General features: G+C 59.3%; 14 protein-coding genes. 12 read left to right on the top strand and 2 right to left on the bottom strand.

Annotation, left to right across the window (positions count from 1 at the left end; all coding sequences use genetic code 11):
- The first annotated feature begins 71 nt into the window (after positions 1 to 71).
- Positions 72 to 1,685 carry an AMP-binding protein gene (locus AX729_RS22580; protein WP_245325330.1) on the top strand — a complete coding sequence of 538 codons (1,614 nt, stop codon included), beginning with the start codon at positions 72 to 74 and terminating at the stop codon, positions 1,683 to 1,685.
- 79 nt (positions 1,686 to 1,764) lie between these two features.
- On the opposite strand, the gene AX729_RS22585 is transcribed toward AX729_RS22580, so the two are convergent.
- On the bottom strand, positions 1,765 to 2,574 hold the full coding sequence (locus tag AX729_RS22585) for an enoyl-CoA hydratase/isomerase family protein (RefSeq protein ID WP_021075764.1): 810 nt from the start codon (positions 2,572 to 2,574) through the stop codon (positions 1,765 to 1,767).
- Positions 2,575 to 2,694: 120 nt separating this feature from the next.
- On the opposite strand from AX729_RS22585, the gene AX729_RS22590 reads away from it, so the two are divergent.
- The 4 genes from AX729_RS22590 (at position 2,695) to AX729_RS22605 (ending at position 6,815) form a co-directional block, all read left to right on the top strand.
- Complete coding sequence (locus AX729_RS22590; protein WP_245325334.1) at positions 2,695 to 4,371, top strand: class I adenylate-forming enzyme family protein; 1,677 nt, start codon at positions 2,695 to 2,697, stop codon at positions 4,369 to 4,371.
- Positions 4,372 to 4,458: 87 nt separating this feature from the next.
- On the top strand, positions 4,459 to 5,178 hold the full coding sequence (locus AX729_RS22595) for a nitroreductase (RefSeq protein WP_021075762.1): 720 nt from the start codon (positions 4,459 to 4,461) through the stop codon (positions 5,176 to 5,178).
- Between the two features lie 30 nt (positions 5,179 to 5,208).
- On the top strand, positions 5,209 to 6,399 hold the full coding sequence (locus AX729_RS22600; RefSeq protein ID WP_021075761.1) for a thiolase C-terminal domain-containing protein: 1,191 nt from the start codon (positions 5,209 to 5,211) through the stop codon (positions 6,397 to 6,399).
- Positions 6,400 to 6,416: 17 nt separating this feature from the next.
- On the top strand, positions 6,417 to 6,815 hold the full coding sequence (locus AX729_RS22605) for a Zn-ribbon domain-containing OB-fold protein (RefSeq protein ID WP_244646212.1): 399 nt from the start codon (positions 6,417 to 6,419) through the stop codon (positions 6,813 to 6,815).
- A 16-nt stretch (positions 6,816 to 6,831) separates the two neighbouring features.
- Here the strand turns inward: AX729_RS22605 and AX729_RS22610 are convergent, their stop codons facing one another.
- Complete coding sequence (locus tag AX729_RS22610; RefSeq protein WP_156457150.1) at positions 6,832 to 8,439, bottom strand: acyl-CoA carboxylase subunit beta; 1,608 nt, start codon at positions 8,437 to 8,439, stop codon at positions 6,832 to 6,834.
- 254 nt (positions 8,440 to 8,693) lie between these two features.
- Here AX729_RS22610 and AX729_RS22615 point away from each other — a divergent pair, with 254 nt between their 5' ends.
- The 7 genes from AX729_RS22615 (at position 8,694) to AX729_RS22645 (ending at position 17,608) form a co-directional block, all read left to right on the top strand.
- Positions 8,694 to 9,857, top strand: a complete 1,164-nt coding sequence (locus AX729_RS22615) for an acyl-CoA dehydrogenase family protein (RefSeq protein WP_021075758.1) — start codon at positions 8,694 to 8,696, stop codon at positions 9,855 to 9,857.
- A gap of 88 nt (positions 9,858 to 9,945) precedes the next feature.
- A complete protein-coding gene (locus tag AX729_RS22620; RefSeq protein ID WP_021075757.1) occupies positions 9,946 to 11,553 on the top strand; it encodes a carboxyl transferase domain-containing protein in 1,608 nt (535 codons plus the stop codon).
- Positions 11,554 to 11,572: 19 nt separating this feature from the next.
- Entirely contained in the window at positions 11,573 to 13,570 is a 1,998-nt protein-coding gene (locus AX729_RS22625; RefSeq protein ID WP_021075756.1) for an ATP-binding protein, read from the top strand.
- Between the two features lie 28 nt (positions 13,571 to 13,598).
- The gene (locus tag AX729_RS22630; RefSeq protein WP_021075755.1) at positions 13,599 to 14,393 is read left to right on the top strand and encodes an SDR family NAD(P)-dependent oxidoreductase; all 795 of its coding nucleotides are present in this window, start codon (positions 13,599 to 13,601) and stop codon (positions 14,391 to 14,393) included.
- A 41-nt stretch (positions 14,394 to 14,434) separates the two neighbouring features.
- Complete coding sequence (locus tag AX729_RS22635; RefSeq protein ID WP_021075754.1) at positions 14,435 to 15,217, top strand: enoyl-CoA hydratase-related protein; 783 nt, start codon at positions 14,435 to 14,437, stop codon at positions 15,215 to 15,217.
- 32 nt (positions 15,218 to 15,249) lie between these two features.
- The gene (locus tag AX729_RS22640; protein ID WP_021075753.1) at positions 15,250 to 16,014 is read left to right on the top strand and encodes an enoyl-CoA hydratase/isomerase family protein; all 765 of its coding nucleotides are present in this window, start codon (positions 15,250 to 15,252) and stop codon (positions 16,012 to 16,014) included.
- Positions 16,015 to 16,102: 88 nt separating this feature from the next.
- Complete coding sequence (locus tag AX729_RS22645) at positions 16,103 to 17,608, top strand: AMP-binding protein (RefSeq protein ID WP_021075752.1); 1,506 nt, start codon at positions 16,103 to 16,105, stop codon at positions 17,606 to 17,608.
- Positions 17,609 to 17,633: the final 25 nt, after the last annotated feature.

The following is a 17,633-nucleotide window of genomic DNA, read 5'->3' on the forward strand; positions in this document are numbered from 1 at the left end:
GGAAGCGGACTTTTTACCGGGCCCCGACCCCGGTACTCCAAGGATTTCATAAGGAGAGGCGTACAATGGGGATGGATCCGATCTTGTCAGATCAGCGCAAGCAAGCGATGCGGGCCGCTGGATTCTGGAGCGATCAAACCTTGCTCGAGTTTTTTTCGAGGCATGCCAGAAACGATCCAGGGCGGCTCGCGGTTGTTGGCTACGAAGCTGCGTCCAACCGACGTACGGCGCTGACATACGGCGAACTGCAGCAAGCTGCCGAGCGAACCGCGGCTAATTTGTTGCGGCTTGGTGTCAAGCCTGGCGAAGTGGTGTCGTATCAGTTGCCGAATTGGTGGCAATTCATGGCTCTTCACCTCGCACTGCTGCGGATCGGCGCGGTCACAAATCCCATCATGCCGATTTTCCGCGATCGCGAAATGGAATTCATGCTGACCTTGGCCGAGACGCGCGTGCTGATCGTTCCACAGCGATTTCGCGATTTCGATCACGCCGCAATGGCGGACCGCCTCAAGGCCAAGGTGCCCACACTTGAGCACGTCGTCATTATCGGTTCGGGCGACAATCAAGACTTCGAGACCGTGCTGAATTCGCCGGGAAAGCGGGTTGAGGCAGCGACCGCTGCCTCGGCCGATGATGTCGTGCAATTGCTTTATACGTCGGGCACAACAGGTGAGCCCAAGGGGGTGATGCATACAGGCAATACGTTGCTGAACAGCGTGCGATATTTTGAGGATCGCGTCCGTCTCACAGCCAACGATGTCGTGCTGATGGCCTCGCCGATGGCCCATCAGACCGGTTTTCTCGTCGGCCTGCTGCTGCCGCTGTATCTGGGAGGACGGGTCATTCTTCAGGATATCTGGAATCCAGCCAAGGCGGTCGATATTGTCGAGACAGAGCGCGTGACGATGACCATGGCATCGACGCCGTTTCTGGCGGATTTGACTGCGGAGGCGGAGCGGCGGCCTGAAGCGCTGCGTTCACTGCGCACTTTCGTATCGGCAGGCGCCCCAATTCCCCGTGTTTTAGTGCGCCAGGCCACACAGAATCTTGGTGCGCACATCGTCTCGGGATGGGGGATGACGGAAAACGGGCTGGTGACGACCACCAAGCTCGACGATCCACCGGAAAAAGTCTTCGAGACCGACGGTTGCCCAAGCCAGGGTATGGAAGTCAGGATCGTCGATGGCGGGGGCAAAGTCCTGCCTCACGATGAAGAAGGGCGCCTACAAGCGAGGGGCCCCGGCACCTTTGTGGGCTACCTCAAGCGGCCGCATCTCTATGCCGTCGATCAGGATGGCTGGTTTGAGACCGGCGACCTCGCCCGCAAGGACAAGGACGGCTACATTCGTATCACGGGGCGCACCAAGGACATCGTCATCCGCGGCGGCGAGAACGTTCCGGTGATCGAGATTGAACAACTGATGTATCGCCATCCAGCCGTCCGGGAAGTCGCAATCGTCGGAGTGCCAGATGAACGCTTGGGCGAGCGGGCCTGTGCCTGTGTCGTGCTGCGCGAGGGAGCATTACTGACGTTAGCTGACGTGATGGCGTATATGGCGGAGAACGCTGTAGCCAAGAACTACTGGCCGGAGCGCATTGAGGTGCTCGAAGCCTTGCCGAAAACGCCGAGCGGCAAAGTGCAGAAATTCAGGCTTCGCGAGATCGTCAGTTCGATGAAATAATTCTCGGCTAACGGCTGCCGCAAGAAGAAGGCCGGGTGAAATTCCGGCCCCCTTCTGAGATGACCGCCGCGCGCGAAAATCAGAGCGGGCAATCCTGCGGAAACACCGGCTTGCGTTTTTCGAGATGGGACGCCAATCCCTCGCGCGCCTCGGCGCCGGTGAAACCCAAAATCTCAAGCGCGGTCGAGGTATCGAACAGCGGACCATTGACGCGCAGCCAGTTGTTAAGAGCGTACTTGGTCCAACGGATCGCGCTTTGCGCGCCGCTAGAAAGCTCCTCGGCCGTCTCGATCGCTATCCTCTGCAAGTCCGCGTCTTCGACGCATAGCGACACCAGACCGATCCGCTCAGCTTCTTCGCCGGACAGTGGCTTGCAGGTCAGCAGGTAATATTTTGCTTTTGCAAGGCCGCACAATAACGGCCAGATGATGCAAGCGACATCGCCCGCCGCGACGCCAAGCCGCGTATGACCATCGACGATGCGCGCGGACTTTCCACAAATCGAGATATCGGCCAGGATTCCGACGACGAGACCTGCACCGACGGCGACGCCGTTGATCGCCGAGATGATCGGCTTGTTGCAATTGATAACGTTATAAACGAGATCCTTGGCCTCCTTCCAGGTCGACATCCGTGCGACCGGGTTGTCTAGAATACTCTTGATCAGCTCGAAATCGCCCCCCGCCGAAAAGGCTTTGCCAGCTCCGGTCACGATGACCGCGTTGACATCTGGATCGTCGTTGATGTCACGCCAGATATTGGTGAGCTGAGTGTGGGTCTCGGCGTCGACCGAATTGTAGGTCTCGGGCCGGTCGAATGTGAGCCGGAGAACCCGCTTGGACGGATAGTCGAGCTTCAATTTGGTATAAGCAGCATAACGATTGGACATCGGCTTCCCTTCTGGACACTTGATTTGCTTGGTCGGGTTAAATCTTACAGGGGATGACGATGCATATCGCAGTCGGCAGATTTCTCCTGCCTTCCGATACGTCCTCGCCACGAACCTGCTATGAATTCATTCGAACAGATGTTAGAATTTAAAACCGATCGGGAAAGGCTGCAAGCTTATACTTTTCAATTGAGGCCGTCGTCGGGGGCGGCGAGAGCAAGATTCGGAGGATTTGCCGTGACAGACGGGCACGAAAAAGCTCTGACAACGAGGGCGGGCGCCAGTCCCACGATTGGCGAGCTGTTTCGCGCGAGAGCGCTGATCCACAAATCTTCGGTCGCGATCGAGTATCAGGGCAGACAGATCAGCTATGGGCAGCTCCTTGACCGTGTACATCGGGCAACCTCGATGCTGGCGAGCCAAGATCTTCGACGAGGCGACCGCGTAGCATTGCTCTCGCGTAACAGACCGGAGTATCTCGAAGTGGAGCTGGCGGCCGCCAATCTCGGGGTCATCACCGCTTGCCTGAACTGGCGATTGTCGCAGCGGGAACTCGCCTATTGTATCGATCTGGTCTCACCGAAGCTCTTGATTGTTGAAGAAGAACTGGCCGGAAATCTCGAACTTTCTCCCATAGGGGACCGCAAGGTTATCAAGATCGGCCCGCAATACGAGCATATATTGCAAGAACAAAACGGTCATGCGCTGCCCATTGCGGCGGAATCCGAAGACGGCCTGGTTATCCTTTACACCAGTGGGACCACCGGCCAACCCAAAGGGGCCGTCATTTCGCATCGGGCGATGATCATGCGGGCGCTGGTGTTCAGTTCCGAGCTGAACATTTCGCATCACGATACCTTTGTGGCCTGGGCGCCGCTGTTTCACATGGCATCCACGGACCACAGTCTCGCGACACTGTTGCGCGGGGGAACGGTCGTCGTGGTCGATGGCTTCCAGATCGAGCCGTTATTGTCTGCTTTGGAGCGCCATCGGATCGGCTGGTTTGTCTTGATTCCGGGCATGATTGAAGCATTCATCGCCGGCTTCAAGGAGCAAAAAACGACCGTAAAAGGCGTTGGCCTTTGCGGCGCGATGGCCGACCTGGTCCCTCCGCATGTCATCGCCGAGGTCACTGACCTGCTGCGAGCTCCCTACGTCAACAGTTTTGGTTCGACCGAGACTGGCTTGCCGCCGGCAACCAGATCGTTGATCCCGGTAGGCGAAATACCTGCCAGCCTGGCGAAGCAACAAAGCGCGTTCTGCGACATCAAGCTTGTCGATTCTGCCGACAAGGAGGTTCCGATTGGCGCACCGGGAGAGTTGGCTATTCGCAGCCCAACTTTATTCTCCGGCTATTGGAAAGCTGATGATACCAACGTGCGCGATTTTCGCGGCGGGTGGTTTCACATGGGCGACGTGTTTCGGCGCAATGATGACGGCTCGCTCGATTTCGTCGATCGCGCCAAGTACATGATCAAGACTGGCGGCGAAAACGTTTATCCAGCCGAGATCGAGCGCGTTTTGATGAGTGATGCAGGGATCACCGAGGCCGCGGTTGTGCGTGTCCCCGATGTGAAATGGGGTGAAGTTCCCGTGGCATTCGTGTCGCGCCGCGACACCACGGTCACCGAGGCGGACCTGTTTGCTCTGTGCCGGCGCGATCTTGCCGGATACAAATGTCCCCGGCAGTTCCGGTTCATCGATTTTTCGGAATTTCCGCGGTCCACCAGCGGCAAGGTTCAGCGCCACGAGCTCGAAGCCAGGCTGGCGGGCGAAAGGCAACGGGTAAACAGCTAATACGGACACGCCCATTAGCTCTTCGCGTCGCAATTTTCGTCGAACGAAAACTGCTCGCGGCAAGGCACCGCAATCGGAGACGGAAACATGAATGTCGAAGAAGCCATTTTGACGCGGCGCTCGGTCAGGCGATTTCTTCCCAAGCCGGTTCCAGAACCGGTCGTGCGAAAAATCATCGAGGTCTCGGCGCGTGCGCCAAGTGGCCACAACATCCAGCCGTGGAAGGTCTACGCGATCGCGGGCGAGGTGAAGGATCGGCTCTGCGCGGACATCCTGAAAGCTGCCGAAACTGAACCGGACAAGCATCGGCCGGAATATGAGTATTATCCGACCGAATGGCACGAGCCCTATATCGGGCGTCGGCGCGAGCTCGGCTACGACCTTTACGCAAAGCTTGGCATTGCTCGCGACGACGTTGCCGCACGCACATCGCAGATGAACCGCAACTATCTTTTTTTCGACGCCCCGGTCGGACTTTTCGTGACGATGGACCGCCGCTTGAACACCGGCAGCTATATCGACATGGGTATGTTCTTGCAGAACATCCTGCTCGCCGCGCGCGGTCATGGCCTGCACACCTGTGGCCAGGCCGCGTTCACCTGGTACCACGACATCATCCGCAAGCATCTTTCGTTTGACGACACCGAAATCCTGATTTGTGGCGTGGCGCTGGGTTACGAGGACACGACTGCGCCCGAAAACAAGCTCGTCACCAGGCGGGTGCCAGTCGATACCTACGCCAAGTTCTTGGGATTTTCCGGCGGCAGCACGGGCGTCGCCTCGGCACGCACGACGGCCGGAAACTGACCTTCACGCATCACGCCGGGCGGAGACCAAATGCTTTCCATTCGTAAACAAACGCTACGCGGCAAGGTCGCGGTAATCGGTATCGGAATGTCGCCGGTTGGTAAGGTGCCGGGAAAGAGCCCGTTATGGCTCGCCGCCGACGCCGCGAAGAAGGCGCTGGCCGATGCCGGCATCGGGAAAAACGAGATCGACGGCGTGCTGTCGAGCCATGCCTTCGCTTCTCCCTTCCATCGCTTCAGCGTTGCGTTCAGCGAGTATTTAGGTATTCAGCCGACCTTTTCGAACACGCTTCAGGTATCCGGCGCGACGGCGGCGACGATGTTCAATATTGGCGCCGCTGCCATTCATGGCGGCCTCGCCGAGGTCGTACTCGTGGTCGGCGGCGACAGCCTGCTGACCGGCCTGACGCCGGATCTGGCGCTGCGCTCGATGACGGAAAGCCGTGATCAGCAATACGAGATGCCGTTCGGCATTCCTGTCGCGAATACCTTTGCCATGACGGCACACCGGCATATGAAGGATTTCGGCACCACACCGGAACAGTTGGCGGAAGTCGCCGTGGTCCAGCGGCGTCATGCTATGCGCACGCCCGGTGCGCAGCAGACCAGCCCGATCACGGTGGACGACGTGCTAAGCTCAGCTATGGTGACGACGCCCTACCACAAGCTCGATTGCTCGCTGATATCGGATGGCGGCGCGGCATTCATTCTGACATCGGCCGAACATGCCAAGGCGCTCGGCATCAAAAGCCCGATCTACATTCTGGGCGGCGGCGAATGCTACACCCACGAACATATTTTCCTGATGCCCTCGCTGACCGAAACCGGCGCGGTCGCGTCGAGCCGAAAGGCTTACGAAATGGCCGGCTATGGCCCCAAGGACATGGACGTCGCCGGCGTCTATGACTGCTTCACCGGCACCGTCATCATGATGCTGGAAGATCTCGGTTTTTGCCCGAAGGGCGAAGGCGGCCGTTTCGTCGCGGACGGCCATATGACCTATGGCGGCCAGATTCCATCGAACACCCATGGCGGATTGTTGTCGTTCGCCCATTCGGGAATGCCGGGATCGCTGTTCCATTTTCATGAGGTCATCGCGCAGTTGCGCGGCCAATGCGGCGAACGCCAGGTGCCGGGCGCGGAACTCGGGCTGGTGCACAGCCTCGGCGCGGGTTTCGCAACCAATGCCACCACCATTCTGGGCACGGAGAACACGCTGTGATCTCGTCCGAAGACGCCATGAAGAAGCCGGTGCCGACGCCCGACGCGGATTCCGCCGCCCTCTGGCGCGGCCTGCACGACGGCGTGCTGCTGCTGCAGCACTGCGCCGATTGCGGCCACGTGCAATATTACCAGCAGGCGATGTGCCGGCAGTGCGGCGGCGAAAATCTTGCCCATCGACCGGCAAGCGGGCGCGGCAAGGTACATTCCTTCAGCGTGGTACAGCGCGCACCGGGACCCGCTTTCAAAACCGATCTGCCCTACGCTGTTTTGTTGATCGATCTGGAGGAGGGCCCGCGGATGATCAGCACCTATACCGGCGGCAAGCCCGAAGAGGTCACGTTCGACATGGACGTCATGCTCGTCTGCGAAAAAATCAGCGAGGAAGTGACGCTGCCGCGCTTCCGGCGGGCTTAGCCTGACAGGCGAGCAGCTACATCCGGAACACCCCGAATCTCGTCGGCTTGGCAGGCGTCCGGCCGGCGAGGTCGAGCAGCAGCGCCATCACCTCGCGGGTCTCCGCAGGTTCGATCACCATATCGCACCACAAATGGCGGGCGTAGTTATAGGGATCGGCGAACGCCTCGAAGTCCCTCAGGATCGGCCGCTTGAACTCTTCACGTTCTTCGTCGGTCCAAGAACTGCCTTCGCGCTGATGGATATTGTCGCGCACCATCGTTAGCGTTGTCGCCGCCTGCTCCGGTCCCATCAAGGCGGCGTGGGCGCTTGGCCACATCAGGGTAGCGTTTGGTTTGAACGCGCGGCCTAGCATTGCGAAATAAGCCGCGGCATAAGAGCCGCCGGTAATGATAGTGTATTTCGGCACATCGGCGCAGGCCATCGCGGTCATGAACTTGGCTCCATGCTTGGCAATGCCCTGACGCTCGACTGCGGACCCGACCATAAAGCCGGAGACATCGACCAGGAACAGCAACGGAATGTCGCGCTTGCAGCAAAGTTCGATGAAGTGCGCCCCCTTGACCGCGCTTTCCGAAAACAGCACGCCGTTATTGGCCAGGATGCCGACCTCGAAACCGTGGATGCGGGCAAATCCGCATAGCATGGTTTCGCCGTGAAGATGCTTGAAGTCTTGAAAGCGGCTGCCGTCGATGAGGCGCGCCAGGATCTCCCGGTTGTCCGTTGGGATGCGCCGGTTAGCGCTGACGATTCCATAGATTTCCTCGACCGCATGGCAAGGCGGTTCGCCCTGCTCGACCGTCCAGCGCAATCGCGGCGGCTCTCCCAGGTTGGCGACGATATTACGCACGATCGCCAGCGCGTGGCTGTCATTCTCGGCGATATGGTCGGTGACGCCGCTGATCCGGCTGTGCATCTCCGCGCCGCCGAGCGGTTCGATCTCGATGGTCTCGCCGGTCGCGGCAAATACCAGTTGCGGGCTGCCGAGAAACATCGCGCCCTGGTCGCGTACGATCACCACCTCGTCGCACAGCGCCGGAATGTAAGCGCCGCCCGCGGTCGAAGGGCCGTGAACGACGGCGATCTGCGCGATATTCTCGGCCGACATCTTTACCTGATTGTACATGATCGATCCGGCCTGCCCTTCGTCCGGAAAGATATTGGCGATGTCCGGCAGGAAGCCGCCACCTGATTGCACCAAGGTGATGCAGGGCAGCCGGTGTTGCCACGCAAACAACTGGGCGCGGGTATGCTTCTTCGTTGTCATGCCGAACAGCGTCCCGCCCTTCACTGTGGCATCGTTGGCGATAAGCATGCAACCGCGCCCGCAGACCTGTCCGACGCCCGTGATAATTGTCGCGCCCGGCGGCACGCCGTCGTACATCCCCTCGCCCGCCAGGTGGCCGAACTCGAGAAACGGCGAACCGGGATCGATCAGCGCCGCGATGCGTTCGCGCGGCAGCAGCTGGCCGCGCGATTTATGCAAGGCGCGAGCCTTGGCGGAGCCGCCCTGATTGGCCTCGGCCCGACGCCTTTGGAGATCGGCGATCCGCGCCAGATAATGAGCGCGATTGAGCTTGAACTCGTCCGACCCGGTCGCGACAGCGGATTTCATCGCGGTCAATTGGCTATTCCCCAAAACTGATCACAAGCCAGGAAATGCGGGCTCGACGGTCTTCATTATTTTCTAACATTCGTTCGTTTTCGAACGATTGTTAGGTTGAAATCCTAGCCGCTTCTGCCTAAAGATAGCAAGCAATTGATGCTGCCGACCGACAGCCGGCCGCCTCGCAAACAATAAACTCGACGGTGTTCCCGAGAGGGTTTCGAATTCTCAACTTAGAACAACGCGGTTTCGGCCGGCGGCGGAGTTCCCACATGGACTTTGATCTTACGCACGAGCAGCGGCAAATCTACGAATACGGCGATATGGTTGCGAAGCAATTCGATCGCAAATACTGGATGGAATGCGCCGACAAGCACGTATTCCCCCAAGCCCTTTACAGCAAGGTTGCGGAGGATGGCTTCGTCGGAACGATGGTGCCTGAGGAATACGGCGGCTCGGGACAAGGCATGGTCGAGATGCACCTGTTCCTTGAGGGCTTGTCAAACAATGGCATTCCACTGCTAAACCTCGTCGTCGGCGCGGCAATGAGCTTGGGATTCATAGCCAAATACGGCAGCGAAGCGCAGAAATTGCGCTATCTGCCCGATGCGTGTGGCGGCAAGACGCGCTTTTGCTTCGCGATCACCGAGCCTGACGCGGGAACCAACACGATTCGTACTTCCACGATAGCAAAGAAGCGTGGCAATCGCTTCGCGCTGAGCGGTCAGAAGACATTTATCACCGACGCCGATGGCGCGGACTACGCGCTGGTGGTGACGCGAACGACAGCGCATACCGAGGTTCAGAAGAAAACCGATGGCTTCACCCTGTTTGTGGTCGACCTGAAAGCCAAGGGCGTGCAGAAGCAATACATTCCAGTGAGCATTCCGGCCCCGGAAACACAATGGCAGCTGTTTTTCGACGAAGTCGATCTTGGGCCGGAGGACATTGTTGGCGAAGTCGACAAGGGATTCGGCATTTTGTTCAAAAGCCTTAATCCCGAACGCATTCTTGTCGGTTCGATTTCCTGCGGTCTCGGCCGCTATGCCCTGAACCGGGCAGTCGAATACGCCAAGGAGCGGCGGGTTTTCAACAACGTGCCGATCGGATCTTATCAGGGCTTGCAGCATCCCCTGGCCAGCGCCCGCACCGATGTCGAATTGGCATCGCTGATGACACTAAAAGCCGCCTGGATCTTCGATCAGGGCCGCGAAGCCGGCGAATTCTCCAACATGGCAAAACTTGCCGCAGCCGACGCCGGCATCAAGGCGGTGGACACCGCGCTGCAATGCTTCGGCGGCAACGGGTTCACCAAGGAGTACGGCATCTTCGATATCTATCCGCTGGTGCGGCTGTTGAAGACCGCGCCGCTCAATCGCGAAATGATTCTCAACTACATCGGCGAGCACGTGATGGGCTTGCCTCGCAGTTATTAGAGCAAGACCCGGAACGGTGAGGCGCGATTCTACCGGCGATTCGTCTTCAATTGTTCAGAGATCCCCCCAAAGAACGAGGTTGTCTGCAATGGCTCTCATGAAGTCCGATGTGTCCGCTGCGAGCGAAGAGTATCGCCGTAACCGGGACGCTTACGGCTTGAGAATCGCCGATCTGCATGAGCGCCGGGCAGCTGCAATGGTCGGCGGTCCGGAACGGGCGCGGCTGCTGCACAAGGAGCGCAAGCAATTACTGCCTCGCGAACGGATCGCTGCGCTAATTGATCCCGGCTCGCCGTTCCTCGAATTTTGCCAGTTCGCGGGCGAAGGCATGTATGACGGCGTGCCGCCCGGCGGCAGCATCGTCACCGGCGTTGGAATGGTGTCGGGCCGCGCCTGCATGCTGATCGCCAACGACGCCACGGTCAAAGGCGGCACCTACTACGGGATCACCTGCAAGAAGCACGTCCGCGCACAGAAATTCGCCTGGCAACACCGCCTCCCCTGCGTCACCATGGTGCAATCCGGCGGCGCCAACCTGCCGGACCAGCCCAACATTTTTCCCGACGACGGACAGTTCGGATCGATCTTTTACAACCAGATCCGGATGTCGAGCGAGGGTATCGCGCAGATCGCAATCGTCCATGGGCCCTCGACCGCCGGCGGCGCTTACATGCCGGCGCTCTGCGACGAGACCGTCATCATCCGCAATCAGGGCGCCATGTTCCTGGGCGGACCACAACTGGTCTATGCCGCGACCAAGGAAGAAGTCGGCGTCGAAGCGCTCGGCGGCGGTGAAATGCATAGCCGCGTCAGCGGCGTCACCGACCATCTGGCGGAAAGCGACAGCCACGCGATCGCGATTACCCGCGATATCGTCGCCAATCTCGGTGACATTCCCATGCAACGGTGGAACGTGGCGCCACCGCGAGAGCCGCGCTTCGACCCCAAGGATATTTATGGGCTGATCAGCACGGACCCGCGTATCCCCACCAACAATCGAGAGATTGTTGCGCGGTTGGTCGATGGCAGTGAGTTTCACGAATTCAAGCCGCTATATGGCGAGACGCTGATCACCGGCTTTGGCCGCATAATGGGCTTCGAGATCGGGATTCTCTGTAACAACGGGGTGCTGTTTTCCGAATGCGCGCTGAAGGCGACTCACTTCATCGACCTCTGCTGCAAGCGCAATATCCCGCTGCTGTTCATGGCCGACGTCACCGGCTTTATGGTCGGGCGCGAGGCGGAAGAAGGCGGCATCGCCAAGCACGGCGCAAAGATGATCACCGCAATGGCCAGCGCCAACGTGCCGAAATACACGCTGATCATCGGGAATTCCTACGGAGCCGGCTATCTGGCGATGTGCGGCCGTGCCTTCAAACCTCATGCGATGATGATGTGGCCGCACGGGCGCTCCGCGATCATGGGGCCGGATCAGGCCGCCAACACGCTCGCGATGGTCAAGGACGATATCCACAAGCGCGATGGCACGAGCTGGACCGACGAAGAGCGCGAGGCTTATCGCGCTCCGGTTCGCAAGACTTTTGAGGATTTTGCGAACGCCTACAACTTCGCGCGCAACACCTGGTGTGACATGGTGATCGATCCGCTCGAGACCCGCCACGTGATGGCCCTCTTGCTTGATCTCGCCGGCCGTCTGCCACAGCAGGAAACAGACTTCGGCGTGTTCAGGATGTGATGACAGAGGATATCGTTCCGTGTTCAAGAAAATCCTGATTGCCAATCGCGGCGAGATCGCCTGCCGGATCGCGCGAACCTGCCATCGGCTCGGGGTCGCGGTTGCCGGCATTCACTCCACAGCCGACGCCGACGCCTTGCATGTGAAGATGATCGGCGAATCCATAGAGATTGGAGGCGCCGCCGCGTCCGACAGCTACCTGCGGATCGATGCGGTGATTGCCGCAGCGAAAGCGACCGGCGCCCAGGCCATCCATCCCGGCTTCGGATTTCTGGCCGAGAACGCCACGTTCGCCCGCGCCGTCGAGGCGGCAGGTCTGGTTTTTATCGGGCCGACGCCGGACGTGATCGAACGGCTCGGCGACAAGGCCTCTGCCAAGAAAGAGGCTGAGGCGGCCGACGTGCCTATCGTCCCCGGCAGCAAGAAGCCCAGTGAGGATGCTGCCGAGATCGCCCGGATCGTCCAGGAAGTCGGGCTTCCGGTGATGCTGAAGGCAGCGGCCGGCGGCGGCGGCAAGGGTATGCGTGCCGTTTCCGATCTCGATGGCCTTGCCAATGAGATCGAATCGGCCATGCGTGAGGCGAAGAATTCGTTCGGCTATCCCGGACTGATCGTCGAAAAACTGGTCGAACGCGGGCGCCATATCGAAGTGCAGATCGCCGGCGATGGCAAAGGCAACGTGCTTCACCTGCTCGAGCGTGAATGTTCCCTGCAGCGCCGTCACCAGAAGCTCATCGAGGAAGCCCCTGCCGTCAATCTCGCCGCAACGCTTCGCGACAAAATGGCCGCCGACGCGGTGCGGCTCGGCAAGCGCCTGAACTATCGCGGGGTCGGCACTGTCGAATTCATCCTGAGCGGAGACACCTACTATTTTCTGGAAGTAAACCCGCGTCTCCAGGTCGAGCACCCCGTGACCGAGATGGTCACCGGCATCGATATTGTCGAGGTGATGCTCCGCATCGCCGCCGGAGAAGGGCTGCCGTTTACACAAAATGCGGTGACATGTAGCGGGCATGCCGTCGAGGTGCGCATTTGTGCGGAGGATCCGGCAGATAATTTTCTCCCTTGCACGGGAGACCTCGCTTACGTCAAATTTCCCGCCGACGGCGTTCGCGTCGAGACGGGCGTCGAAAGCGGGTCGGTAGTCACGCCGTATTACGACTCGATGCTGGCAAAACTCATTGCCCACGCCGAAACGCGCAATGAGGCGCTCGATAAACTCGAGCGGGCTCTCGACGCGACCTCGATTTTCGGAATTACGACCAATCAAGGATTTCTCAAGCGCTTGCTCGGCCTGCCAGCGACGCGCAGTGCCACCTTTTACACACGCCTGATCGACGAGCAAATCGACCAGTTGGTCGACAAGGCAAAGAATCTGGACGCCGGGGCGTTGGCGCTGGGCGCCTACTTCTGGATGATCCGGCAACGACAGCCCCTCGCAAGGGGGCCGTGGCAGTCGCGCGAAATGACTGGATGGCACATGGCCGCGGGTGGCGACGGATTGTCACCGATTCCGATCCTGCACCTCGAAACCGCGGGCGCAAGCGCGGAGATCCGATTCGCACCGCTCAAGGCCGACGGCTCGATGATTGTCGGCGTCAACGACGAGAAGCTACCGGTCAGACTCATCCCGCTCAAAGACGACTGCTTCACGGCGATTGTCGGCGCGCGGCGTGAGACGGTGCGCATTTATCAGGAAAACCAAACCATCTTTGTCCACCATCGCCGCGGCGTCCACACGCTGACGGCAATCCCCTATCTTACCTACATCAGCGCTGTCGCCGAAACCAGCGGCGAGCTGCGTGCGCCTATGATGGGCATGATCCTGAAGGTCAACGTCGCAGTCGGCGATACGATCAAGGCGGGCGATGTCGCAGCCGTACTGGAATCGATGAAGATGGAGTTGCGGATCAATTGCGAAACCGATGGCGTGGTCACGGCAGTCAATTGCCGGCCGGGCGAGACCGTCGAGCGCAACGCGGTTGTCGTGGTCGTGGAGCCAGAGCAGCAACCGTAATTCAATGACAGAACCGGGAGTGGCAAGTATGGATTTTAATCTGAAGGGCAAATCGGTCGTCGTCACTGGCGGCGGCTCCAACATCGGCCGAGCCATTGTGCTCGGGTTTGCAGCCGAGGGCGCCAACATTACGGTTGGCGATCTCGACCAGGCGCAGGCGGAGAAAGTTGCCGAACTTGCGCGGAAGAACGGCGCTGCCAGCATTCAGGTAATCAAGACCGACGTGACCGATTTCGATCAGGTAAACGCCATGTTCAAGGCCGCTACCGATAAGCATGGCACGGTCGATGTGCTCGTCAATAACGTAGGCTGGGATCAGCTGATGTTCTTTACGCAAACAACGCCCGAGTTCTGGGACAAGATTATCAAGATCAACTACGTCGGCGTGCTTAACTGCACCAAATGTGCGCTCGATATCATGATTCCGAAGGGTGCCGGCGCTATCGTGTCGATCAGTTCCGACGCAAGCCGCTCGGGCGAGCCGCGCGAGGCGGTCTATGGTGGCGTCAAGGCCGCCGTTAATTCTTTCATGAAGACCATTGCCAAAGAGAACGGCCGCTATGGCATCCGCTGCAACGTCGTTTGTCCTGGCGTCACTGTTCCCGTGGATACGGAAGAAGTCGGCGCCAACAGCATGTGGACAAAGCCAGACTCAATGTTCACGGCGGAGCAATTCGAGAAAGTCGCCAAGGCGCTGCCGCTGCGCAAGCTGGGTCGCCCAAACGATATTGCCAATGCCGTAGTGTTCCTCTCGTCCGCCGCCGCAGGTCATGTCACCGGCCAGGTCCTGTCGGTGTCAGGCGGATACACCATGATCGGCTGACGTCGGCCGTTAATTTCGCCAGAACAAAATGGAGTTCCATCGTGTCCGAAAAAGAGATCTTGTACGACGTCAAGGACTACGTCGCGACCATCACCATCAATCGGCCAAAGACCCTCAACGCCTTTACCGGCGATAACATCGTAGAGATGGAGCGGCTGATCCTCGAGGCAACCGCAGACAAAACAGTTGGCGTCATCGTCCTCACCGGCTCCGGCGAGCGCGCGTTCTGCGTCGGCGGCGACGTCAACTGGGAGAAGGACGCCGGCGGCAAGAGCGGGCTCGAAGGACTGAAATTCAACTTTAACCGCCACATCGTCGAATGCCCGAAACCGGTGATCGCGCGTGTCAACGGTTACGCGATTGGCGGCGGACACCACATCGCCTATTTCTGCGATTTCACCATCGCCGCGGAGCATGCGATCTTTGGCCAGAATGGTCCACGTGTCGGCTCCCCGGCCGGAGGCTACATCGTCTCGCACAGCGCCAATGTGCTTGGCCACAAGCGCGCGCGAGAGCTCTGGATGCTGGCGCGACGCTACACCGCCAAACAAGCGCTCGACTGGGGACTGGCCAATTCCGTCGTTCCGATGGCCGAACTTGACGTCGAGGTGCGGAAGTATTGCGACGAACTCCTGGCTTTGAGCCCCACTTGCCTGAAGATTCTGAAGCGCTCATTCTACTATCACATGGCGCCGATCATGGAGCGCGACATGGATGACCTCGTCCGCGAGGTCGCACCCGCCTATTTTACGACACAAGAACAGCAGGAAGGCGCCAATGCATTCCTCGAGAAGCGCAAGCCGGATTTCAGCGCGTTTCGCTAAAGACAGGGCGCTATAACGTAAGGGAGACTGCGATGAGACTAGGCAGCGTCAACTATGAAACTAAAGGGAAGATCGCCATCCTTACGCTGGACGAGCCGGGCAAGCTTAACGCACTCAGCACAGGCATCCGTGAGGGTATTCTGGATGGCCTGAAGAAAGTGGATGCAGACGACAACGTCCGCGTCGCCATCATCACCGGCAACGGGGACAAGGCATTTTGCGCGGGCGCCGATATTAGCGGCTTCAACTTTGATCCGGACAAAGTACGCAAGTTTATGATCGAGGCTTTGGCGGTATTAGCGGCACCGGAAAATTGCCGCAAACCCGTAATCTCCGCCGTCAATGGTATTGCGTTCGGCGGTGGCTTTGAACTCGCGATCGCTTCAGACTTTATCATCGCATCGGATCGCGCACGCTTCGCGGTACCGGAGATCAAGCTCGGACTACTGCCCGGTTTTGCGATTGTACGCCTGCACGATATGGTCGGCCGCGCCAAGGCCAAAGAAATGAGTATCCTCGGCGATCCAATCAGCGCGGATGAGGCATTCAGACTAGGCCTCGTACTACGTGTGGTTCCTCACGGCGATCTGCTCACGGACGCCCTGGCATTTGCCGAACGAATTGCATCAAAACCAAAGCTTGCGGTGCAGATGGCCAAATCGTTTTACAACCGCGGCCTCGGTGGAGATGAGATACGGCACGCCATCGATGGTTTTCCGCTCCTATTCATGCATCGAGACGCACAGGAAGGTATCGCTGCCTTTCTCGAAAAACGTGAGCCAAAATTCGAGAGTTGACAAAGCGCGCTGCGAGCGACGGCTTCGAAGACCTTCTTCGAGTGGAGCACTTTGCGGTAGATAGATCGTGCATAACATCGAGGACTCGATGCCCCTGAAAGAATTTACTTTCCTCGACGTGTACCGCCGCAATGCGGAATTTTTTCCCGACCGCACCGCGTTCGTTTTTGAAGGCCAGCGCATCACCCATCGTGAATATCTGAAAAGGGTCGAGCGGCTGGCGGCGGGCCTAGCACGCGAGGGCGTAAAATCCGGTGACCGCGTCGCCATCCTTTCGCAAAACTCGCTCGAAATGATCGATGTGATCGGAGCGGTCGCACGGCTCGGCGCGATCCTGCTGCCGGTTAATTTCCGGCTCAACGCCGAAGAAATCGGCTACGTCCTCGCCGACGGTGCGCCGGTGCTGGTTGTGGCGGGGGCAGAATACCAGGAGATTATCGCGGCTCTAAAACCGTCGCTACCTTCGGTCCGGAGCTATTTTGGCATCGGCAAGCACACTGCGCCGTTTGCGCCGCTCGCAAATCTTGCGGCTTCGGACGCGTCGATGTCTGACGTGAACTTCAGCGCCGATGATGGCTTCGTAATCATTCACACCGCCGCCGTCGGCGGGCGGCCGCGCGGCGCGCTGTTGTCGCAAGCCAACCTTCTAACGGCGCACAGCTCGCTGGTGCAGGCCTGGAGCCTGACCGAGCGCGACGTCAATCTTGGTGTGCTGCCGCTGTTCCACGTCGCCGGCCTTGGCCTGATGCTGACGGTACAGCAGGCTGGCGGCGCCAGCGTCATCGCTTCGAAATTCGACCCGCAACAGGCGGTTTGCGACATTGCCGCCGAGAGGGTGACCGTCATGTCGGAGTTCGCGCCGATGCTGGCGGGCCTGATGGATCAGGCCAAGGGCGACGAATTGAAGACGTTGCGTGCTGTGACCGGACTGGATACCCCGGCGACGATTGAACGCTTCGAGAAAGCGTGCCCCCACGCGGTATTCTGGGCAGCCTTCGGACAGTCCGAGACATCGGGCCTCGCAACGCTGTCGCCCTACCGCAACCGGCCAGGATCAGCTGGGCGCCCCCTGTTCTGGCGCACCATTACGGTCGTCGACAGCGCCGACAAACCAAGGCCCACCGGACAAACCGGCGAGATCGTGGTGCGTGGTCCCACCGTTTTTAAAGGCTACTGGAATAACGACGCCGATACTGCCCACACCTTCCGTAATGGCTGGCATCACACCGGCGACATCGGCTATTTCGATGCCGATGGCTATCTCTGGTATGCCGGCCGTGCTCCCGAGAAAGAGCTGATCAAGACGGGTGGGGAGAACGTCTACCCGGCGGAGGTCGAAAACGCGATTCTCCAACATCCAGATATCGCCGACGTCGTGGTCATCGGCGTGCCTGATCCCCAGTGGAGCGAAGCCATCAAAGCGATCTGCGTGCGCCGAACTGGCGCGAATGTCACCGCCGACGAGCTCATCGACTTCGTCGCCGGAAAGATCGCACGCTACAAGAAGCCAAAGCACATTGTTTTCGTCGATCAACTGCCGAGGACCGCCAAGGGCGAAATCGATCGCGCCGCAGTCAAATTCGACAACTCTTAGAGAGGACTTGGCGATTGCCAGGTGT

Source organism: Bradyrhizobium sp. CCH5-F6 (genome assembly GCF_001556045.1).
Classification (GTDB): domain Bacteria; phylum Pseudomonadota; class Alphaproteobacteria; order Rhizobiales; family Xanthobacteraceae; genus Bradyrhizobium.